The sequence below is a fragment of the Hyphomicrobium sp. 802 genome (assembly GCF_000526135.1).
GTDB lineage: Bacteria > Pseudomonadota > Alphaproteobacteria > Rhizobiales > Hyphomicrobiaceae > Hyphomicrobium_B.
The window spans coordinates 2,237,008-2,258,249 of sequence record NZ_JAFM01000001.1 but is presented as its reverse complement, the minus strand read 5'-3'; the positions used below and the strand labels follow the sequence as shown (position 1 = coordinate 2,258,249).

The 21,242-nt window shown below is 55.9% G+C and carries 17 protein-coding genes; 9 read left to right on the top strand and 8 right to left on the bottom strand.

Annotated features, from left to right (window positions below; genetic code table 11):
• Window positions 1-2: 2 nt before the first annotated feature.
• Window positions 3-419 (bottom strand): FdtA/QdtA family cupin domain-containing protein, encoded by a 417-nt coding sequence (locus HYP802_RS0111400; RefSeq protein ID WP_024275762.1) that lies wholly within the window; start codon window positions 417-419, stop codon window positions 3-5.
• A 248-nt stretch (window positions 420-667) separates the two neighbouring features.
• A complete protein-coding gene (locus HYP802_RS0111395; protein ID WP_024275761.1) occupies window positions 668-946 on the bottom strand; it encodes a hypothetical protein in 279 nt (92 codons plus the stop codon).
• 40 nt (window positions 947-986) lie between these two features.
• Here HYP802_RS0111395 and HYP802_RS23615 point away from each other — a divergent pair, with 40 nt between their 5' ends.
• The gene (locus tag HYP802_RS23615; RefSeq protein ID WP_348623898.1) at window positions 987-1,136 is read left to right on the top strand and encodes a DUF417 family protein; all 150 of its coding nucleotides are present in this window, start codon (window positions 987-989) and stop codon (window positions 1,134-1,136) included.
• A gap of 225 nt (window positions 1,137-1,361) precedes the next feature.
• Here the strand turns inward: HYP802_RS23615 and HYP802_RS22315 are convergent, their stop codons facing one another.
• Complete coding sequence (locus tag HYP802_RS22315) at window positions 1,362-3,005, bottom strand: PepSY-associated TM helix domain-containing protein (protein ID WP_024275760.1); 1,644 nt, start codon at window positions 3,003-3,005, stop codon at window positions 1,362-1,364.
• A gap of 146 nt (window positions 3,006-3,151) precedes the next feature.
• On the opposite strand from HYP802_RS22315, the gene HYP802_RS0111380 reads away from it, so the two are divergent.
• A complete protein-coding gene (locus tag HYP802_RS0111380) occupies window positions 3,152-5,428 on the top strand; it encodes a TonB-dependent siderophore receptor (RefSeq protein ID WP_024275759.1) in 2,277 nt (758 codons plus the stop codon).
• Window positions 5,429-5,464: 36 nt separating this feature from the next.
• On the opposite strand, the gene HYP802_RS0111375 is transcribed toward HYP802_RS0111380, so the two are convergent.
• The 5 genes from HYP802_RS0111375 to HYP802_RS0111355 all read right to left on the bottom strand — a co-directional run bounded on the left by HYP802_RS0111375 (window position 5,465) and on the right by HYP802_RS0111355 (window position 11,414).
• The gene (locus HYP802_RS0111375; RefSeq protein WP_155831211.1) at window positions 5,465-6,388 is read right to left on the bottom strand and encodes a hypothetical protein; all 924 of its coding nucleotides are present in this window, start codon (window positions 6,386-6,388) and stop codon (window positions 5,465-5,467) included.
• A 70-nt stretch (window positions 6,389-6,458) separates the two neighbouring features.
• On the bottom strand, window positions 6,459-7,652 hold the full coding sequence (locus HYP802_RS0111370) for a polysaccharide pyruvyl transferase family protein (protein WP_013947401.1): 1,194 nt from the start codon (window positions 7,650-7,652) through the stop codon (window positions 6,459-6,461).
• On the bottom strand, window positions 7,649-8,437 hold the full coding sequence (locus tag HYP802_RS23845) for a CpsD/CapB family tyrosine-protein kinase (protein ID WP_197022724.1): 789 nt from the start codon (window positions 8,435-8,437) through the stop codon (window positions 7,649-7,651). Before HYP802_RS23845 ends, HYP802_RS0111370 begins: the two co-directional genes overlap by 4 nt.
• 1,007 nt (window positions 8,438-9,444) lie before the next feature.
• Window positions 9,445-10,710, bottom strand: a complete 1,266-nt coding sequence (locus tag HYP802_RS0111360) for a polysaccharide biosynthesis/export family protein (RefSeq protein ID WP_245261531.1) — start codon at window positions 10,708-10,710, stop codon at window positions 9,445-9,447.
• A 20-nt stretch (window positions 10,711-10,730) separates the two neighbouring features.
• Window positions 10,731-11,414 (bottom strand): sugar transferase, encoded by a 684-nt coding sequence (locus tag HYP802_RS0111355; RefSeq protein WP_029670938.1) that lies wholly within the window; start codon window positions 11,412-11,414, stop codon window positions 10,731-10,733.
• Between the two features lie 424 nt (window positions 11,415-11,838).
• On the opposite strand from HYP802_RS0111355, the gene HYP802_RS0111350 reads away from it, so the two are divergent.
• From HYP802_RS0111350 to HYP802_RS0111320, 7 genes are read left to right on the top strand one after another with little or no spacing between them, the layout of a single operon-like run.
• Window positions 11,839-13,335 (top strand): hypothetical protein, encoded by a 1,497-nt coding sequence (locus tag HYP802_RS0111350; protein WP_024275754.1) that lies wholly within the window; start codon window positions 11,839-11,841, stop codon window positions 13,333-13,335.
• A 30-nt stretch (window positions 13,336-13,365) separates the two neighbouring features.
• Entirely contained in the window at window positions 13,366-15,216 is a 1,851-nt protein-coding gene (locus HYP802_RS22910; protein ID WP_024275753.1) for a WecB/TagA/CpsF family glycosyltransferase, read from the top strand.
• On the top strand, window positions 15,213-16,487 hold the full coding sequence (locus HYP802_RS0111340; protein ID WP_024275752.1) for a hypothetical protein: 1,275 nt from the start codon (window positions 15,213-15,215) through the stop codon (window positions 16,485-16,487). The genes HYP802_RS22910 and HYP802_RS0111340 overlap by 4 nt, the downstream gene beginning before the upstream one ends.
• 1 nt (window position 16,488) lies before the next feature.
• Window positions 16,489-17,568: a glycoside hydrolase family 5 protein gene (locus HYP802_RS0111335; RefSeq protein WP_024275751.1), complete on the top strand. Its 1,080-nt coding sequence runs from the start codon at window positions 16,489-16,491 to the stop codon at window positions 17,566-17,568.
• Entirely contained in the window at window positions 17,568-18,815 is a 1,248-nt protein-coding gene (locus HYP802_RS0111330; protein ID WP_013947392.1) for an oligosaccharide flippase family protein, read from the top strand. Before HYP802_RS0111335 ends, HYP802_RS0111330 begins: the two co-directional genes overlap by 1 nt.
• 9 nt (window positions 18,816-18,824) lie before the next feature.
• Complete coding sequence (locus tag HYP802_RS0111325; protein ID WP_013947391.1) at window positions 18,825-19,640, top strand: FkbM family methyltransferase; 816 nt, start codon at window positions 18,825-18,827, stop codon at window positions 19,638-19,640.
• 55 nt (window positions 19,641-19,695) lie between these two features.
• Complete coding sequence (locus tag HYP802_RS0111320) at window positions 19,696-21,141, top strand: mannose-1-phosphate guanylyltransferase/mannose-6-phosphate isomerase (protein ID WP_024275749.1); 1,446 nt, start codon at window positions 19,696-19,698, stop codon at window positions 21,139-21,141.
• Window positions 21,142-21,242 lie beyond the last annotated feature (101 nt).

Sequence of the window (21,242 nt, the reverse complement as noted above, 5' to 3'; positions counted from 1 at the left end):
AATCACGAGAGAGCCCTGTCAACGGCCGAGAGATACTCATCGTAATCTCGATAGTAGTCGGCCTCGTCGTACTTTGCCGAAGCGAGCACCATGCAAACTGCACCAGAAGAAAAATTGTCCAGTTGGCGCCAAATCATCGGACACAAATATAATCCGAAGTAGGAGCGATTGAGACGAAATCGCCTTTCATCTCGTCCGTCGCTAATTACAACGTCAAAACTTCCCGCCATGGCAACGATAAATTGGTGAAGTTCCTTGTGGGCGTGGCCACCACGCTCGGACCCCCCCGGTACGTCATAAAGGTAATAGACTCGCTCGATGGCAAACGGCACATGCCGATTAGCTTCCACGAATGTGAGATTACCTCGGACATCAGAAATCTTTGGCAATTCCAAGATCTTGCAGTCATTTATCGGCACGAACTTGCTTTCTAGACCCCAGTCACACCGAACCGATTTGGTCCGGATGCTCCCCCCCAAAAGGCTATCACTTTGGAAGCAGTATAATCACGGACAGACAAGAGACGCTACCCTTACAGGAACTTGAAATACGATGCCGGGGCAAGACGCAACATCATAAATCCTGGCTCGACGAGAGCAACGCCGAACGAGCATCGATAACTCCAGACACCTGATCGTTGCAATTTCAGTCGACACCAGAAGGACAGCTAAGCTACGTAGCGATACTTCTCTTCAAAGTTGAGGCCGTGCCGGGGCTCCACAACCACGAACGTTGCGCCAGCAGCATAGATTGTTGCATTTCGCGCCTTCGCGACTTCCTCGACGAAGGGCCGGATAGGATAAGTTCCGTCCTTCCGCTTTCCCCACGACCAGTCGTCCCCCGTTATAATCGCATTCGGAAACTGCTCGTGAGCTTCGATATAATCTTCCCGATGCTTAAGCGCATCGATGAAAACGATGTCGGGCTCAACGCCGAGTGACCGCATGCGAGCATAAGCTTCAGGTATTCTTGCCTGATGAGCGGGAATCGATCATCTCGGCTCGATTGCGCGTTTAGGCTTTCCAGCGATGACAATTAATTCGGCCTTTCTTCTGAAGGATCTCGTGCTGCTCGCGGTGTCTGTCTACATTCTGAAGGAAGACGTTCAACGTGTCCTGAACGAGCAGCCGCGCTAAACGTCTGACGCAGGGTCCCTCGCTCATTAAAGCGCCATAGGGCGGTCCGGAAATTCCGGGCCGCCCTTTAGCGAACCTCATCCAGGCTTGAGCACCTAAATGATCGTCATCATCGACGAGGTCTGCTTACCAGTAAGAGCGGGTGCCCTTCAGAGACGATCGCCTTAGGCGCGTGGCGAGGAAAAGAAGAGCATTCGTGAAATCCCTTTTTAGATCACCAAAGCTCTATTCTTTGGCGCGCATGACGCGCAATCGAACATGGCGCACGTAGTAAGATGCATCGAGCATGCCGGCCTGCCAGAAATTTCGACTGAAAAGCACGGTGCCTACGCTCCGAAACAGCATCCCCATCAGCATACCAAGGCGGCCACCGCGATAAAGCATCCGCCGGACACCGACGATGATCACGACGACGAGCAAGAACGAACTTTCCCAAGACAGAAGCGCGATACGTCCCAAAGGCAACGCTCCGCGCGTGACGCTCAGAAGCGCCGCTTTTTCGCCGAGTTCACTTAGACGTAGACGCAGCCCGTTCTCATCTCCCAGGCTACCGATAAAGCGATAGCTTCCAGACGTAAGCACATGGACATATCCGGCCCCTGTCGCACCGACGGCCGCGTTGCCGTACTCAACTCTCTTCATGCGCGCCAGCCGTTTCTTGAACCAGATGACAATGCCGGTAAGCGACAAGACGGCAACGACGAGCCCCATGAGCGACAGCAATATGCGGCCGGGAAGGCCTGCTATGCGGCCGGAGTGCAGAGGAAATTGGAGTTGCATGAAAATGTCGGCAGCTGTCCCGGCCCACGGAATACTGTCGCCAAGCATGGCGCCGGTCTTGCCATCAAAATAGAGGGTTTTCGGCTCCATTCCGCCGCTGCCGTGCTCTTCGCCGGCTTCGAAAAACGAGATGCTGTAGACGCCGGTCTGCTGATTATAGAACGTGCTTCCCAGCGGCTCCTGCCACGCGCGCTTCGCCGCTTCGGCTGCAGCGATATTCAAAACGGACGCGAACGACAGCTGCGGTGAGATGGGCTTGCCGATCGGAGCCGGGGTCCGCGATTCTCCGACGTCCGGCGTCAAGGAAAACACTTTGGAGAGAGCGGGACGCACGACCTCATCGCCAAGGTTCATCGAGATCGAGGTAAACGCGAGGATCAAAAGAAAGAGCCAAGTCCACAGCCCAAAGGCCCTGTGAACATCGAAATTCAGGCGATAGGCACTGGCATTTCTCTTGATGCGCCACGCCGGCGCCCAGCGGCCAAGCCAGCTTTTTTCCCGATGCGGCGATGAGACGGCAATCAGGCTGGTAGCCCCCCGCTTCGACTGCGGGAACGTCAACCAAAGGCCGACGAAACAATCGAACATCCAGACGATGCCGACGATGCCCATCAACCAGATTCCCCAACCGTCGAACCCGAAGAAGTCCGGAACGTGCATCGAGTAGTGAAGCTTATAGAGGAAGGGGAGAATGTCCCGGCGATCCAGCGAGATCCGGCCCCAATAGCGTTCACCCCTCACCTCGCCTGTCGCCGGTTCGAGATAAGCTTGGTTGTAGTTGAGTTCGAAGAGGCGCCCCGTCGCCGGATTGACTCGCGGCTGGATGAATAGTCCCGCCGTTTTTCCTGGCTCGTAGGACAGCGGAAAATAGGTGACGCGCGCCTGCGGATTCGCCGCTTCAAAACGCGCCACAAGTTCGAGCGGCGGCAGCGGCGGCCCGGCCAGCTTCGCTTCGAAAAGATCTGGATTGAGCCATTCGTCGAGTTCGTGATCCCAAGAGATCACGGCTCCGGTGAGACCGGCCACAAACAGAAAAGCTGCAATGAAGAGACCGGCCCACCTATGGACAATAACGAGTAAGCCGCGCACTTCGCCTCCCTGCCGCACCATTGCAAACGAAGACGATTGTACCCCGACAAATATTGACTTGAAAAGTAAAGAATGTGTCGCTAGCGTGTTCTGATTGGACGTGATTGCGGGGTGGCAATCGCGTTCCAGTTGTGTGGGGGAAGACAATGTTTGCGAAATGGCCAAGCGCCCGCGTGCGGGCGCTAAGTGTTGCTGCGTCCTCGATTCTAGCGGCGCCTGCCGCCCGCGCACAAGAAACCGTGCCCGTTCCGATGCCGGAAATCGTGGTTCAGGGCCAAAGCCAAAAGCAGCCTACTGCGAAGAAATCCGTTTCCAAACCGGCGAAGACTGCGGCGGCAAAGTCGCAGATCACGAAAACGAATGCCCCTAAGACTCCGCCTCCACTGAGCGACGGATCGAGCGTGCCCCTTTCAGCAATCGACGGATACGTCGCCAAGGAAAGCTTCGCCGCGACGAAAACGAATACGCCTTTGATCGAAGTACCGCAGTCGATCTCGACCGTGACGCGCAAGCAGATTGAGGATCGCGCTCCACAGAATCTTAGCGACGCAATCCAATATGTGCCCGGCATCCGGACCAATCTTTCCGGCTACGATCCGCGTTTCGACACCTTCAATATTCGCGGCTTCGACGCAACGTACACCGGCATCTATCGCGACGGCTTGCGTCAGATGAGCAGCGGCTTCGGACAGTTCCGCACCGAACCCTATGGCCTCGACAGCATCACCATTCTTCGCGGTCCGACGGCATCGTTATACGGCTCGAGCAACGCCGGCGGCATCGTCGATATGTACACGAAGCGCCCGACCGAAACGCCCTTTCGCGAGCTTGAGGTGCAGATCGGCAATTACGATCGCTACCAAGGCAACTTCGATTTCTCCGGCCCGACCACACTTGGCGATAATGTGCTTTATCGCTTTACCGGCCTTGTGCGCGATAGCGATACCGAACTCATGGGAACGCCTGACGATCGCCTCTATCTGGCACCGGCCGTCACGTTAAAGTTCGATCCGGACACGAAGCTGACGGTGCTCGGCGAATACATGGATGCTACGACCGGCGCCAACACGGCCTGGTACAATGACTATAGCTCCGGCCACGCGCATCGAACGAACATCTGGTCCGGCGACCCGAATTTTCAGCTCTTCGACCAGACGCAAGAGCGCATTGGCTATGAGTTCGAGCATCGCTTCAACGACATTTTCACTTTCCGTCAGAAAGCGCGCTATTCGCATCTTTCGTCGACCGGCAGATACATTGATATCGTAGATGAGATCGAGCCGGACATTTGGAGCCGTGCCAACGGCATCGTCATCAGCGACGTGAATAATTTCGTGGCGGACAATCAGTTGGAAGCCCGTTTCTCGACGGGGCCGCTGAAACACGTGGCGCTGGCCGGCGTCGACGTCGCCTATGTCTGGTATAAAGAGGGTATGGGCTTCGGCGAACCCATCGAGGATGGCGGTATCGTCCCTCCCCTCGTCAATTACAATTATGGCCAGACACACATCCCGGCGCCCGCGATCCAAACGGTGACGCATCAGGATCAGATATTGACCGGCACATATCTGCAGGACCAGATCAAACTCAACCGATGGGTTTTGACCCTGGGCGGCCGCCATGATTGGGTTACGACCGACACCGACACGGATGGCGACGATCTCAAGCAAAGCGATGCAGACTGGACCGGCCGCGCCGGCCTCACCTATCTCTTCGACTCCGGCTTCGCGCCCTACATCGCATACGGTACAGGCTTCGTCGCAAACTCCGGGACAGATTTCATTACCGGCAAACCGTTCAACGCCTCAAAGTCGGAATCGAAGGAAGTCGGCTTCAAGTATTTCGTACCGGGCTACAACGCATCCATCTCGTCTGCCGTCTTCGACATTCAGCAAACGGATGGCGTCCAAGACCAATGCGCGGATATCAACGGCGTCACCCAATGCGGCTCCGTCCAAACCGGGGTGCTGCGGTCACGTGGTTTCGAGATCGAGGGCATAACCACACTCGACAACGGGTTGAGCCTCTTGGCCTCTTACTCCTATGTCGACATGCGTATCGAAGACAATGCAAATGGCAATGAAGGCAATGTGCTTTCGAGCATTCCCTTCAACACCGCATCATTCTGGGGCGATTATACGCTCCGGTCAGGACCGGCGGCTGGGCTCGGATTTGGCCTCGGCGTCCGCTATATCGGATCGAGCTTCGGCAATGATGAGAACACATTCAAGAACGCAGGGCATACGCTCTTCGATATGGAGTCGCATTACGATCTCGTCCGTCTCGACCCAACCCTGCGTGGCGCTCGTTTGCAGTTGAACATCAATAATATTGCCGACAAGCGTGTCGACGTATGCTCGTCCGATTATTGCTACCTCGACCAGGGCCGCACCGTGATCGGCAGCTTGCGTTATCGATGGTAGCACTAAACGAAATGAGGAGCCGGCTCAGCGATTGCTTCACCCGCGGGCGGCGAGATCGCCGTAAATATCCAGATGGCGGATTGCGATAGCGGGCCACTCACGCTCCGCCAAGCCGTTGGCAAGTGCTGCGTCATCAATTACGGGAGGCTCAGGTGCCATGACGTGCGCCACAGCATCGAGCGGCCCAGAACAATGAGTTGTAACCGCACGCAGCCAATCGGGCGTCTGTACGGAGTGCGTCGTTAGTACGGTCACGCCGTGCTTCAGGCAAGCCAATGCAGACCCCCGCTTGTCGGTGATGCCGTCAGGGAACGGGAGATAGGCATGACTAGCTTGCGCCAGCTCCTGTGATACCTCTCTACTGTCCAAGTTGAGGCGAAGATCGACTGCGTTTTTTTGGGCACTCGCACGGACAAATGCCACAGTTGGCGAAGCCGGATCAACGACAGCTCCAATGAATGCAACAGGAATGTCTGAGCCTTGTGCACGCAGCGCGGCTACGGCTTCGATGACACGCTCGAGGCCCTTATTTTCCCCTATCTGCCCGAAATAGATCAAACGTCGCGGCCGGTTCTCTCGGCGAACGGCATGAACCGGTATGTTATTGCCCACCGGAACGACCGTGCACACACGCTCCGCAAAAGGATACAACGAGAGGAAGGCGCGCCGTTCTTCGGCATTCGAAAAGATGATCTGCTTTGCCCCCACAGCAATTGGCAGGCAATAAAGTTTGCGCGCCGCACTGAATATCCGAAACTCGTGCAGCGTCACCACAGAGTTTGTGCACAAAAAGGTCAAAAGCCCCCACCATGGTGCTCTGCCCATTTGCATACTCGGGTACTGTATATGGATAACATCTTGTCGATATGCGCTGGCGACCCGCAGCGTCTCTTTAAGCGACCATCGATCGACGAGCGCACATTCCGTTGCACCATTCATTTGTGAAAGCGCATCGACCAATCTCGTCGTGTAATCGAGGACACCGCACCGGTTGTCGGGCCTACCCGCCAATACATGGACGACCCGCACGTCAATTCCCCTTTGCGATCAGAGTTGCAAGGGAGCGGACTCCATCTTCGCACGTAGCGATATGATGATCACGTAGGCCTCCATCTAAACCACTTTGTGCGGCCTGCAGAACGCGCACCGAAATATCATCAGGCTGTGCATCTCGGTCGTCGAAGAAGTAATCCACGCGCCGCGTCAATCGATAAAAGCCGCGAACTTTGGGATCCCATCCAAGTCCCACCGAAGGAACTCCGACTGCGTAGGAAATGATCGAGGCGTGAAGGCGCTGCGCCACGATGGCGTCGAAACCAGCGACACGACTGACCAAATCGGCGTCGTCCCTGGGAGCGATGGCGGAACCATCGTACGCTATGCCACGTTCGCTGAGTTTCGACCCCAAGCGATGTGCCGCACGGATGTCACCGACCTCACCGGTCGTGAATAGATAGACGTCCACACCGGCAGCAACCAAATGCTCCGCAGCGGCGACCCAAAAAGCATCGTCAATCCCAGTCGGCGCATCGCGAACAGCCCTCACGACCGCGGGCGACATGATGCCAAGCCCAACGCAAAGACGCTGACGGGGCGAGCGCTTCCCAATCTCGAAAGTCCTTGCCGCAAGCAAGCCTGGGTCAAGCGCGATCCGGATATTTTCCTTTCGCCAGCCGGTAGCGACGAGATGATCGGCCGATTGTTCGTCACGCACGCTTATGCTTGCGATGGGAGCATCCTGCAGAAAGCGGTGCAATTGTTTGCCGGCCGCCTGCTGCCACGTATTGGGATGGGATACGCCCACGGAGTGTATGTGGATACCGACACCCAGTTCGCGCGCAAATTCAGCGACAGCGTTGAGACGCACGGGGAAGTATTCAGTCGTCGCAGTAATTAAATGACCTCCTCCGACGACAATCGCGGACACCGGTCGCTGGTGCACAGCCGTCTTCCACTGAGACAGCAGCCGGCTGCGCGCACGACGCACGTTAAGCTGCGTCTTGAGACGACGCGGAACAAGCGTGCGAACCACATCTTTTGCAGACCATGCCGCTGTAGCCGGTTCGCCCTCGGGTCCGCTCTTTCCGTCGATATCCCAACCATCAACACCGCAATCCAGTTCGGATCGCAAGGCTGCATGAAGACATCGACCAAGCAGCCGATCACCAAGATTGGCGCTGAAAAAATCGTTGAAGCAAAGAACGCTCAGTTCAGCACCTTTCACGCTTCCACACGGTCGACGGTTCCGTCGGATTGTTCGGGTTTCTTGATCGGACGGACGAAACCACTGCTCCGGGTCTCCGGAGATTTATTAATCACGATGCCAAGCAAGCGGCTTGAGATCACCTCCGCGTTCTCAAGACACCGCTCCAAATCGGCAATCGGACTGCCCCAGCGACACACCATAAGAACGCGATCTAAAAGCGGTGCGATGGCGCGCGCATCGACATGATCGAGCATCGCCGGAAGATCAATGATAATGTAGTCAAAGTTTCCTTGAGCTCGCTGCAGCGCTTGATGCATGGCGTCGCAACTCAGGATATCGGCGGGGTGCGCTGGTATTGCAAAATTATTCTGCCCCACAAAGCTCAGATTGTCCGCCAAGCGTACGACCGTGAGTGCTTCGTCTACGCCTGTAATGAACTTCGTAAATAATTCTCCGTCTCGCTCGCAGAAACATTTCGCCAATGTCGGATTGCGCAAATTGGCGTCGATCAGTAGCGTTCGACTTCCAGATTGGGCAGACAGCAAAGCGAGATTGTACGCAATCGTCGTCTTGCCATCATGAGATTTCGGTGAGGTCACGCCAATCGCGCGAGTTGGCTTCTGCAAGTCAAACTGACTGAGCGCGATCTTGATTTTCCTAAGCTCATTTTCGGCAGCATTCGCGCCGATCCCGGAATTCCCGACGAGTACAATCGGCATCCCTTTGTCGCGACCGAATAGGCCGGTACGCACTTTACATAACGGAAGCGGCTCGAAGACTCGTACTCCAAGCGCTGTCGACAACTGTGATCGCGACCGCACTGGAGCTTGCACAAACTCTGCGCCGAAGGCGCCGAGCGTCCCCAGCGTGCAGCCGGCAATCAACGACAGCGCCAACACGAGCGTGGTGCGCGGCGAACCGGGAATGTTCGGTGGAATGGCTCTGGTTAGCACGCGGGCGGAAGTCGATGGAATTGCAACTTTCTGAAGCTGCAGCGCCTGGGTGTAACGGTTCAAGTAGGCTTCGTACCCTGCCCGCGCTATTCTTGCTTTGGCAGCCAGATCTAACGCTTTTCCGTTGTCGGCGGGAACTACACCCGACGCTGCCGTCTGACCCGGACTGGAACCGGTTAGAGTCGCATCTCGCGCCGCCTTCTCAGCGCGCGTTGCTTGATCTCTTAAAACCACGAGACGGTCTTGCATCCATTTATTAGCGCGCAGTTGCGATTCCTGACGCGCGCCAAGTTGTTCTTCGATGTAGCCGTCGGCAATTGCGTTCGCAATTTTTGCAGCTTTCTCCGCATCGATGGACGTCGCGTCTATCTCCGCGACGTAACTCCGCCCGATGCGCTCGATCTTCAATTTCGCTTGAAGATTGTCTAGTGCGATCTCGCGTGGATTCGCTTTGTGCGCCGGACTTTTGCCAATCGGAGACATAGCAAGCAACCGCGAAAGAAAGCCTGGTCTTGGCTTGCCGAACTCAGGATCGTCAGCGAGCCCGAGTTCGTCGATTACCCGCAACGCAAGGCTTCCCGAGCGGACTGCCTCCATTTGCGATTCAATAACCGTGCTGTCGACAACAGCGTCGCTCGATGCCGCGTCGTCATCGGGAGCCTGTCGGGTTTCGGTAAGAAGAACCGCTGTCGCGATATACTTTTTGGGCGTAACCGCGAGAAATAACAGCGCCGCGGAAAGGCAGCCAATCACGCTAATGATGATTATGCTATGCTGGTATTTAAGCACGCTCGCGATTTCGCCGATCGACCAACGAGGCGATCTCAGCTCACGCACGTTTTGATTAAATTGCAGCACTATTCTGATCTTTTCTCATCGGTTTGCGGAGCAGGCGCACTGCTCTCGGGGAAGCGCAGCGCAACATCAACGACATCGCCCGGTCTCAGTTCCTCATCTTGTGACGCTTTGAGGCTACTGACGCCGGCATCCGTTTTCCGATGAATTAGAATGCTGGGCTCTCCGCCATTTCCGCGCACAAGTTGGGATCGAACAAGCCCTGTGTAGATCAGCTTATCGCCAAGAGCTTGCAATCGCGCGCGCGTTTGGCTCAATTCAAGCTGCGCATCATGCAATTCCGTCAGAATCCCTTGGCGTCGTTCATCAGGGAGCTTTTGAAGTTGTGCGGCCAAGTCCGCTCGATCCCTTTCGGAGACGCCTCGCTGCGCTACGGTTTGCAGATACCGCGTCGATGACAGGAGAATTGTGCGACGAGCTTCGATGACCCGCGTGATGGGCAGCGTTTGTCGTCCGAACAGCTCCTTTACGCGCTCCAATTCCTCAGTATCCGCCTGGACACCAAGCTTCTCTTTGTCCTCTTGTTGAGAGAGTGCCGAAATACGATCGTTTTCGGTCGCTATCGCTGACTGCAAGTAGTCGCTTTGCTTCTTGTTGAGGCTATTGCGTGCAGAGAGCTGAGCCTCCTCTAGGTCAACGATATTCTTCACACTGCTCGCAGAGATCGGCGTTGCCTGGAGTGCCTTGGGATCGAAGTTGGCTTTCCCTGCAAGTTCCGCTTTCAACCGCAGAATCTTCGCTTGCTGCGTAGCAAACAGCGTCCACTGGGCGTCGTAGTCTGCTCGGAAATCGGCTTCCTCCAAAAGTGGATTCTGCGCTCGAAACCGCATGACATCCACGCCACCCGCGAGAGCAATAGCTTGGCGAACGGTTATTCCGGGCCTGAATGACTGTTGTCCGGGCTGCGAGACGTCGCCATTAACATAGATCGGACGATATTCGGCGATAACGACCGATATCTCATCAGCCGCCAACATCACTGAGAGTTGGCGGCCATCACTCGAACGGCGTTGGAGAACTTGTGAGGATACCTCACTGCGAACCTTCGCTTGGAGCTCAGACACAGTCATGCCCTGGGCTTTCAATTCCCCAACGAGGGGAAAATTGATCTGCCCATCGATGTCGACTGTCGCGCGCGTCTTGAGGTCTGGTGCCGAGGCCGCGCTGAACTCGATGCTATCGCCAGGCTGAATACGATAGCTATCGTCAGCCAGGCTTGCGCTCGTCGTAGCCAGAAGGATCGGCAGACATAGAAAAACAAAACGCATTTTTTTCATCAACTGCTGCCTCAGCTCCCGGTGCCGCGGAACACCTCAGATTTGAAAGTTTGCCAAAGGATCCGAAAATCCAGAAAAAGAGACCAGCTCTCAGCATAGGCGAGATCGTATTCTATACGCGCCTTGGCGAATTTTGCGTCCGTCGTGCTGCCCCTTAATCGATTGATTTGAGCCAAGCCGGTAATTCCGGGACGCATGCGATGACGCTTGAAGTAATGAGGAACAAGCTCCTCATAGAGTAGACCGCCCGCACGCATTCCAGGAACATGCGGACGAGGTCCGACAAGAGACATGTCGCCGAACAGAACATTGAAGAGTTGCGGCAATTCATCGATGTTGGTGCGGCGAAGGATTTTTCCAACACTTGTGACGCGTGGATCGTCAGCTTTGGTTTGTCTGACGCCTGTGGCATCCCCCAAATCAATTCGCATGCTGCGAAATTTGTAGATACCGAAAAGCTCGTTGTTCAAACCGTAGCGAGATTGCTTGAACAAGATCGGTCCGCGCGATGTCACTTTGATTGCCAGCGCCGCCCCAAGAAGGATCGGCGATGCCACAACGATGAGTGTTGACGCGGCAAAAACATCGACCGCGCGCTTAATTGCAAGTTGAATTCCAAGAGTGTTGGTGCTCGGCGACGAGGCAAGTTCGGCACCGGAAAAAGACAAAGACTGAGGACGATTGAGAAAGGCCATCGATACCGTCTCCGCACACTGACTGGTTCGATTGGACTGCGCACTAACGGCAATCCAGATGAGTGAAAGGCAAGTGAGTTGCCGATCGAGAGGCAACCTCTCCACTGACCATGAGGCACAATTATGGTGCAACGCACTCAATGTTACTCTCATGAAAATACTATGTAATGCGACGTTTTGTTCGCTTCCGCGAACGCGCTCGATGCGTTGTCTACTTATCACCATCCGCTGACGTCATTGCTCTAGACGTGTAAAAGTCGGACGCGACCTGATGCATCGCATTAACGTTCCATCTTACGGCCAGATACATTTATCCGCATGGCGCGCTGCCATCAGATGGCGCCGTGGAACAATCATTACGTGGACACTCTTAGGCTTCGCTGCAGGAGCTTTAGCGCTTGGCACTGAACAACGCCGCCACGTCGTGACAGGCGAAGTCTTGCTGCCATCGTTGAACGCAAGCGTCACAGCGTCGGATGCCGATGCACGAGAAAGTTTCGTCGCGGCTCAGATCGAGACAATCAAAAGCGATCACATTATTTCCGAAACACTCGACAGGCTCGCGTTTTGGGGTGAAGCGAACGGTCCGGCGTTTTCCGAGCCGGCTCTTTTGACAACATCCCTCGCCAGTAGCGAGCAGCAACAGATGTCATCTGTCGCGGAGACGGATGCCGAAAGACTCAAGACGATCGGAAAGATCAAGGACCTTCTAACCGTATCTCCCGTGGCATTGGGATCCGCGATCAGAATCACGCTTGCGTCGCGCGATCCATATAACGCCGCGAAGCTCGTAAATGCCGTGCTTGATGCTTACATTGAGGATTACAAAAAAACGATCGGAAATGGGCCAAAACAAGCGGTGCAGGAGCTGCAGCAACGCCTCGATACGTTGCAAGAACGTGCGGCTACCGCAGAGGAACAGGCACAGGCAGGACCCAGCAGACCCGTCGAACGCAAAAAGCTCGAAGCCTTAGCAAGCACCTATCGCTCGCTTCATCAGCAGACTCTTAGTGAGTACGCCAACGCGCTCAACGCCGAGCCCATGGCCGCGACGGGACCAAGAATTCTGACGCGGGCGAGCGCATCACGCACTTCGCCCACCTTCAGTACGGCGATACTTGCTGCAGCACTTTTGGGTGGCAGCTTCATTGGCCTCGCATTTGCTGCCCGTCGCGAGTTCGTTCTTCGTCCTGTTCGCACTCCAGAAAATTTGGAGCTCAGCCTGGGATTACCTGTACTTGGCGTAGTCTCGCTTGTGCCCGGCCGCAAACTGTATCCAAAGAACGGCGCTGAACCGCCACTTCTTTTGCATGACGACAAGGACGGATTGCGCAGTATTCTTCTACGCCTGCGAGAAAACCTCAATAACGGCAAATGTGTTGTCGGCGTTGCCTCAACGCGCAACGGCGAGGGAAAATCAACGCTCGCGTTCAACCTCGCGGTGCTCGGTGTTGAAGGCGGCGCACGCGTTCTCTTAATGGACGGCAACCTTCATCGACCCGCACTTGCGCGCGGACTGACCGGCACGCCGGCAACAGAATTGCTGAGCGCATTAAAGAACCCTACGGATCTCGTCGACAATGTCACGACGACCGAATTCGGCTTTGATTTTCTGGGCGAACGCAGCATTTCCGATGACGTGCGGCCCGCTGTGCTGATGGCATCACCTGAGCTGGACAGGCTGATCACCAGCGCGCGCGGCAGCTATGATCTCATAATCTGTGATCTGCCCGAGCTTACAAACCACGCGGATGCCGAGGCCGTCGCGACTTCACTCGATGTCTGCGTAATCGTCGCGGAGTGGGGATCCACATCGACCTTCACACTCATGCGGGCGCTTAAAACGTCGCCTGCGGTTGGCATCCGTGCAGCAGGCGTCATCATCAACAAGGCTCCGTTGGAGGTTTTGCGGTCAGCTTGAGATCGTCCCGTTGGCTCTAGGAGGTTGTCCATGCGTGTATTGCATGTCGTTCGCCAGTTTCATCCGGCCGTGGGCGGCCTCGAAAATATGGTGCTGTCGTTAGCACGCGCCCAACTGAGAGCTGGGCTGCAAGCAGAGGTGCTCACTCTCAACCGTCGCTTTCAAGATCTCGACACGGTGCTTCCTTCACGCGATTGCGTTGAAGATATTCCTGTCAGGAGAATTCCATTCCGTGGCTCGCGGCGCTACCCACTTGCGCCGCAAGTTTTGTCGCACCTTGAAGATTTCGACTTGGTTCACGTTCACGGTGTCGACTTCTTTGCGGATTTTCTATCAGCCACCGTGCCATGGCACAGAAAACCAATGGTGTTGACGACCCATGGGGGGTTCTTCCACACGACGTTTGCGCAACACCTGAAGCGCTTCTATTTCAGGACCATCACAAAGTCCTCGGTCCGCAATTACCGTCGCGTCATCGCCTGCAGCGAGAACGACGCTCAGACCTTCCGCACAATCGCGGGTGAACGTGTTGTAGCGATCGAAAATGGCGTCGACATCCAAAAATTCAGAGATGTCTCAAGTCGAGAATACCAACCTAAGATCGCGTATTTCGGTAGATTCGCGGCGCACAAAGGCATTCTGAACCTCATCAACACATTTGACCGCGTTCGCCATGCGATCCCGGATGCCCGTCTCGTATTGATCGGAAACGATAGTGACGGAATGCTACGCATTATCGAGGCGGCCTGCGCCGACGGCTTGCGCGACGGCAGCATCAAAATTCTGACCGACCGAAATGACGGAGAGATTGCCGATGAACTTTCTACCTGCAGCTTCTTCGCGTCGGCGTCCCAGTATGAAGGATTTGGGCTGACGCTCGTCGAATCCATGTCTGCCGGGCTCATACCGATTGCAAATGAAATTCCAAGCTTCGAAGCGATCCTGCGACGCGCCGGCGTCGGGCTTCTCACAAATTTCGACAAGCCAGAAGTAGCAGCCGATAATCTTCTCAGATTCATGCGGGCATCTTCCGAGCGCTACACCGAACTGCGATCTGCAGCTATAGCGGCAGCAGCGCCTTATGATTGGGCACAAGTCGAGCAATTATATCGTAACGAATATGAGCGTGTCGTCGGTCACAAGACACGCACACTGCTAGGCGTTGAAATCAGCGTGATGTCGCGCAATGATGCCGTCGATGCGTTGGATCAGGCCGTCGCCCAGAATTTTCAACAGCGCATAGCATTTGCCAATGCTCACACGCTTCGCCTAGCGGCACGAAATCCCGATTTACGTAAGGCGCTACGGCGCTTTCTTGTTCTCAACGATGGCTTCGGTGTTGATATCGCCAGCCGCATGAAGTTCGGCAGACGATTTCCCGCCAATCTGAACGGAACTGACTTTGTCCCGCACTATCTGACCAATACGCGGCATAAATTGCGCATTTTCCTGCTGGGCGCGCGCCCGGAAATTGTCCGCTCCACCGCCGCCCGGTTTGCCGCTTTATATCCGCGCCACTCCATCGTCGGAGCCCGCGACGGATATTTGTCGCAAGAAACAGACATCCAACTTGTACGCCACGAGATAAAGACCTCCAAAGCCGACATACTTCTCGTCGCCATGGGAAATCCACTTCAAGAAATCTGGATCGACAAGCACTGCCATGATCTCCCGGTACCACTTCAGCTCGGCGTCGGCGCCCTTTTTGACTTCGCGTCTGGACGCATCAGAAGGGCACCAGGTTGGATTCGCCGTGCCCGATGCGAGTGGTTGTATCGCTTAGCGCTCGAGCCTCGCCGACTGTTCTCTCGTTATGTAGTGGGAAATATCGTTTTCTTGCATCTTGCCACTCGCGACCGTCGCACCGGCTTCGCGCCATGAGCGACGTAACCAGCCTATCGAACAGCAATGCGAATTTTCGTTCATCCGGCCTAGCAAACAGTTGGCTGCTGGACGTTGCCCCATCCGCCATCGTAATCGCCGCCATCATGTTCAACGCTGGGCTGGCCGTCGTGAATGCGAACGTGATGGCGCTCACGCCATCCCTCGTCATGCTCGTCGAGGGGATGCTGACTGCCACTGCGCTCGCGGTTGCACTGCTTCGATGGCGACCTGAGATGGCGCCTATCGTCGTCGTAATGAGTCTCATTTTCCTGTTCGGTGTTGTTCGCGCCATCGCCACCGGAGAGCTGCAACCCAAATACATCCGCGACGTGATGATCATCCCCGTGTTTCTGCTCCTGGGAATGGCATCGTCAGAACGCTATCTGGTGCGCACTGTGCTGTTCATCCAAACAGTTGTGCTTGCGGTCTTTCTGCTCGAGTCGTTCTTGCCGGACATTCACTCGGCAATTTTCAAAATTCAGGAATACTACATAAACACCCGCGGAACCCGCGCCGATCAGTTCTACAATTCGAACTCCGATCTCTTCGTCAGCGCCACGCGTCCGAATGCGCGCTATTTTCCATGGGTCAACGAACTGCGGATGTCATCGATATTTCTCGAGCCGGTATCGTTGGGAAATTATTGCAGTATCATCGTTGCGTTTACGACCTCATGCTTTCGCCGCATTGGCTTGCCTGCCACAATCTATCTCGCAGTCACGACCGTCCTATTGCTTATGGGCTGCGACGGCCGGCTCGCTGTACTCGCCTCGGTCATTATTTTGGCGGCAGCGTTTGTGACGCCGTACCTGCCTCCGTACTCCGCGATCATCTACCTTCCGCTGGCAGGGCTTACGTTATTTTCTGCCGCGGGTCTCTTCGGACTAAAATCTGGAGAGGACGATTTCGCAGGGCGACTGGCCGGAACGGTCGAAATCATTCATCGGTTCGAACTTCCGGACCTTCTTGGAATCTCCGAACAATTCGTCAACTCCACGGTTGATAGCGGCCTTGCCTATCTTATTGTGACGCAATCTCTCCCGGGCCTCATCCTGCTTTGGACTTTCATCGCGTGGCATGTCTCCGAGAAGACAACGGAGCAGGTTCGCTTTACGCACGCGCTCTGTATCTACCTCACCCTGTCCATGTTGGTCAGCTATTCGCTTCTGACAATTAAAACCGCCGCGCTCCTGTGGTTCATCCAAGGCGCCCTCCAGGCGGGGGGCGACGCGGAAAGAAATCAAATACCCGCGTTAAAAGGAGCATAAGATGGTTCTCAAACCAACGCGCCGAACTGTGATTGCCACGGGCGCCGCTGCGATCGCCGCGCAGGCTTTGAACGCACCGGCGCTGTCTGAAAATTCTCCTGCCTACTGCGCGGGCGTCAATATCGCGGGCGGCGAATTCGGAAAGCTACCGGGAAGATATGGCACCGACTATTCGTATCCTTCGAAGGAGAGCTTCACCTATTTCGCCGAGAGGAATTTCAATCTCGTGCGCCTGCCTTTTCGGTGGGAACGCCTGCAGCCGGCACTCAACTCGGATTTAGATCGGCAAGAGTTGGAACGCCTGAAGGCGTCCGTCGACGCCGCGAGAGCTACCGGCCTCAAAGTTGTTCTCGACACTCATAATTATGCGCAGCGCCGCCTTAAGACCGACGACTGGAAGGAAGCACACGTCATCGGATCGGAAGCTGTGAGCGCCGCAGCTTTCGCCGACTTTTGCGGGCGGCTCGCTGCCGCGTTCAGAGATCATAACTCGATCATCTTTGGATTGATGAACGAGCCAACTGGAATTGTCGCGTATAATTGGCTGCCGATAGCCAATGTTGCGCTCGCGGCCATCCGAGCGAGCCAAGCAAAGCAACTCGTCTTTGTTCCGGGCGTGAACTACACCGGAGCCCATTCTTGGTTTTCTTCCGGAAACGACCTGATGGCGGAGGTCGTCGATCCGGAAAGAAACTTCGTGCTTGAGGTCCATCAGTACCTTGATCAGGACTCCTCGGGGAAGACCGGGGATGTTGTGGGACCCGACGTGGGATCGGACCGATTGCACAAGTTCCAAACTTGGGCCCGCGCAAACGAAATTAGAGCATTTCTTGGAGAGTTTGGTGCCGGTCGTGACCCGCAATCGTTGGCCGCTTTGAAAAACATCTGTGTCACCATGCGCGACAACCGTGATGTTTGGATGGGTTGGGCCGCGTGGGCCGGCGGCGACTGGTGGCCCGACGACTATCCTTTGAATCTTTCGCCAGCAAAGGACGGGTCTCCACGACCTCAGTTGGAAATTTTGTCAGCACAGGCCGCCCAATTCATTCACGGCGATCCGACGGAGCAGCGTCAGAACTGATGTCACTCACAATGTCATCGCCAGTGTTGCGGCTTAGCGTGTTTGCGATGCGCATATCTGGCATTGCGAGCAAGTTCCTTCTCGGCTTGTTCATCGCGAAACTCATGTCGCTGACCGATCTCGGTATATATGGTCTGCTTCAGGGGCAAGTCGCAATTTTGCCGATCGTTCTTCGCCTCGGTTTAAATCGCCAAGTGGCGCGCGAGTTGACAGACGTCAGCCACACCGAACAGTCGCTGCTCATTTCGGGATACTTTTCGCCGTACGTCATCTTGTACGCTCTTGCGCTCATGATCGCCGCGGCACTTGCGATGGCGGACGTGATCCCCTGGCTCGCTGTTATTGTTGTTGGCCTCGTGGCAGGCGAACACTTGGTTATGGACGGCTATGACTTTTTGATTCAGCTCCGGCGCCCATTTGCGGCAAATGTGGTGCTGAGCGTCCTTTCGACATCGTGGCCGATCGCATTCATAGTTGCTGCATACTTCGAGCCCGCCTGGCGCACGATATATGCGCTGTCGGCATTCTGGCTGGGCGGCAGCGTAGCCGCGACGATTCTGATCACATTGTTTCTTCGATCCCATCTCTCGGCATTTCACCTTCCCTCTATTGAGCGGGTTCGCCGATCCATTCGCGCATCCGCACTTCTTTATGGAAATAGTCTGGCATCGACAGCCACAATCTATCTCGACCGCTATCTCGTTGGCGCGTTCCTGTCACTCGAACTTGCTGGCGTGTACTTCTTTTTCTGGCAAGTCGGAACGGCCATATATAATCTCGTGAATTCTGGGCTTATGTCATTTGCACGGCCTCACCTCGTGTCTGCTTTTCAGGCTGGAGACGATGATGCATTCCGAGATCTCGACATTCAGACCACGCGGAGCGCCCTTATGGAGGCGACGCTCCTCGGATTGGCTGCTGCATGCGTGGTCTGGTTCATCGTGCCTTATCTAGACCGCCCCCTCCTTATCAAATACCAAGCCTTGCTTTGGCTCTTGCTCGCCGCGACGCTCGCACGGATCATCGCCGAGATGGGGGCATTGCGTCTCTACTGCAGGAGCCGCGATCCGTTGCTCATGAAAAGCACTTTGCTTTCCGCCTTGCTCACTGCCGTATTCCTGCCCACAGGCATCTGGACCGGCGGCGTTTACGGATGCGCCCTCGCGTTGGCACTGATGTACGTTTTGGTTGCTGTCTACCGCGCACACGATCCTTACCAAGTACGCACGCCATCCCCCCAGTCATAGGAGTGTAATATGCAGAATGGTCTGAGAACGACACTTTCGCACCTAGCGTGGAAGCTCGCGCCGGTACACATGCATGATCGATATTTGGCTCATGATAAATTTGCTGAGAGAGAAGAGGACATCATCGGCGACATCGTCGATCCCAATCGTGGGAGCATAGATGTTGGCGCAAACCTTGGCCGCTATACGATCCTGCTTTCGAAACATACTGAGTTCGTCATCGCATTCGAGCCGCATCACGAAGTGGCGCGGCTGTTGAAAGAACTTGTTCGCCGCAAGGGCATAGACAATGTGACAATTGTCGAGAAGGCCGCATCTTCGGCCGCCGATCAAACGCGCCCTTTCTTTCTTCCCTCCGAAGGAACAGGGCACTCAACCCTCGAGCAAACTGCTCAAAACGGTTCAACAGACGTCACCGAAGTTACGACCGCCACGCTCGACCAACTGGCAGGCCATGATGTCGGCTTCGTAAAGATAGACGTCGAAGGCCATGAATACGACGTTCTTTGCGGTGCAAAGCAATTCATCGAGGCGAACTCACCCACGTTCCTAATCGAGATCGAGACGCTCGTCGCTCCTGGTCAAATTGCCCTCATCCGCGAGTTCTTCGAAGAGCGCAATTACGCTGGCTACTATATTTACAAAAATGCGCTTCATCCGATCGACGCGTTCGAGGACCGGCTGCAGGACCGCAAAGCTCTCGACTGGTCACGTTCCCGGCGGGAGATGGACTTCGTCAATAATTTCCTTTTCGCCCCAAGAGGACCAGCTTCTGAGCAATTGGCTGAACGCATCGCGACTGGGCTAACCAGGTCAATTAGTTGACAGCTATCCTGCACTCTAATGTGGACACGGCTCGCCGGAGAGAAGGAATTATTTCATGAGCACCATTTATCCAGTGATCTTGTCGGGTGGTTCGGGTACGCGGCTTTGGCCGCTGTCGCGCTCGATGTATCCGAAGCAATTCATTCGCTTCTTCAATGGTCAGAACACGTCGTTTCTCGGCTCGGCGTTAGCGCGCCTGCCGCAGAAGGCCGGTTTCGAAGCACCGATCCTGCTGTGCAATAACGATCATCGTTTTCTCGTGCGCGAAGAAATCGACCGCGCCGGCATCGAGCCTAAGGCCATCATTCTTGAACCGATCGCGCGCAATACGGCGCCGGCGATTGCAGTTGCGGCGCTGATCGCGCTGCGTGACGATCCAAATGCGATCCTCGCCGTCATGCCGTCCGATCACGTCATCGGCGACGAGGCGCTCTTTGCAGAGAACATCCGGCGGGCTGCCGCCGTGGCCGAGACGGGCAAGCTCGTTCTCTTCGGCATCACGCCGACGGAGCCGCACACCGGCTACGGCTACATCAAGCGCGGCGCGGCGCTGTCAGGATTTGACGGCGACGCTTTCGAGGTTGCGAGCTTTGCCGAAAAGCCCGACCGCGCCACCGCCGAAGATTATCTGGCGGACGGCTCCTACTTCTGGAACAGCGGCATCTTCGCGCTCAATGCCAAGACGTTCCTCGCCGAGATCGAACGCTACGAGCCGGTCATTCTGGACGCAGCGCGCGCAGCACTTGCGGGCGCCAGCGAAGACCTCGGTTTCCTCCGGCTGGATAAGCCGAGCTTTGCGGCGTCGCCGAACATCTCGATCGACTACGCGGTGATGGAGAAGACGAACAAGGCCGCGATCCTGCCGATGGATGTCGGCTGGAACGACGTCGGCTCATGGTCGTCGCTGTGGGATATCGCGCCGCGCGATGACAAGGGCAACTTCATCAAGGGCGAAGCCGTGCTGGAAGATACATCCGGCTGCTATGTCCACTCAGAGAAGTCGATCGTGTCGACGATCGGGCTCAACGATCTCATCATCGTCAACACACCGGATGCGCTGCTCGTTGCCGACAAGACCCGCACGCAGGACGTCTCGAAAGTCGTGCAGCGCCTGAAGCTGTCGAACCGCAAGGAGCAGGAACAGCACCTGCGAAACTATCGGCCGTGGGGCTACTTCGAGACGCTGAACATCGGACCGCGCTTCCAGGTCAAGCTGTTGCACGTCAAGCCCGGCGGCAAGCTGTCGATGCAAATGCATCATCATCGCTCCGAGCATTGGATCGTGGTGCAGGGCACGGCGCAGGTTTCGATCGGCGATAAGGAACAGCTCGTTCGCGAGAACGAGAGCGTCTACATTTTCGCGACGCAGTGGCACCGGCTGCAGAACCCCGGCAAGGTTCCCGTCGAGATCATCGAGGTGCAGATCGGATCGTACCTCGGCGAGGACGATATTCAGCGCACCGACGACATCTACAATCGCCAGCCCGAAGAGACGAGATAAAGAGGGCGGCCACGGCGGCACGCGCAGCCTGAAAGAAGCAGACTGGCGGCTGCTTCCCAGGTCGGTCGGCTGCACGGAGGGAACCGCAACCGATCAGCCAG

Bases quoted from the DNA above. Each gene is read 5' to 3' on its own strand.
- HYP802_RS0111355 (WP_029670938.1), bottom strand. From the start codon at position 11,414: ATGGCCTTTCTCAATCGTCCTCAGTCTTTGTCTTTTTCCGGTGCCGAA.
- HYP802_RS0111335 (WP_024275751.1), top strand. From the start codon at position 16,489: ATGGTTCTCAAACCAACGCGCCGAACTGTGATTGCCACGGGCGCCGCT.
- HYP802_RS0111360 (WP_245261531.1), bottom strand. From the start codon at position 10,710: ATGCGTTTTGTTTTTCTATGTCTGCCGATCCTTCTGGCTACGACGAGC.
- HYP802_RS0111395 (WP_024275761.1), bottom strand. From the start codon at position 946: ATGCGGTCACTCGGCGTTGAGCCCGACATCGTTTTCATCGATGCGCTT.
- HYP802_RS22910 (WP_024275753.1), top strand. From the start codon at position 13,366: ATGCGTGTATTGCATGTCGTTCGCCAGTTTCATCCGGCCGTGGGCGGC.
- HYP802_RS0111320 (WP_024275749.1), top strand. From the start codon at position 19,696: ATGAGCACCATTTATCCAGTGATCTTGTCGGGTGGTTCGGGTACGCGG.
- HYP802_RS0111325 (WP_013947391.1), top strand. From the start codon at position 18,825: ATGCAGAATGGTCTGAGAACGACACTTTCGCACCTAGCGTGGAAGCTC.
- HYP802_RS0111330 (WP_013947392.1), top strand. From the start codon at position 17,568: ATGTCACTCACAATGTCATCGCCAGTGTTGCGGCTTAGCGTGTTTGCG.
- HYP802_RS0111380 (WP_024275759.1), top strand. From the start codon at position 3,152: ATGTTTGCGAAATGGCCAAGCGCCCGCGTGCGGGCGCTAAGTGTTGCT.
- HYP802_RS0111340 (WP_024275752.1), top strand. From the start codon at position 15,213: ATGAGCGACGTAACCAGCCTATCGAACAGCAATGCGAATTTTCGTTCA.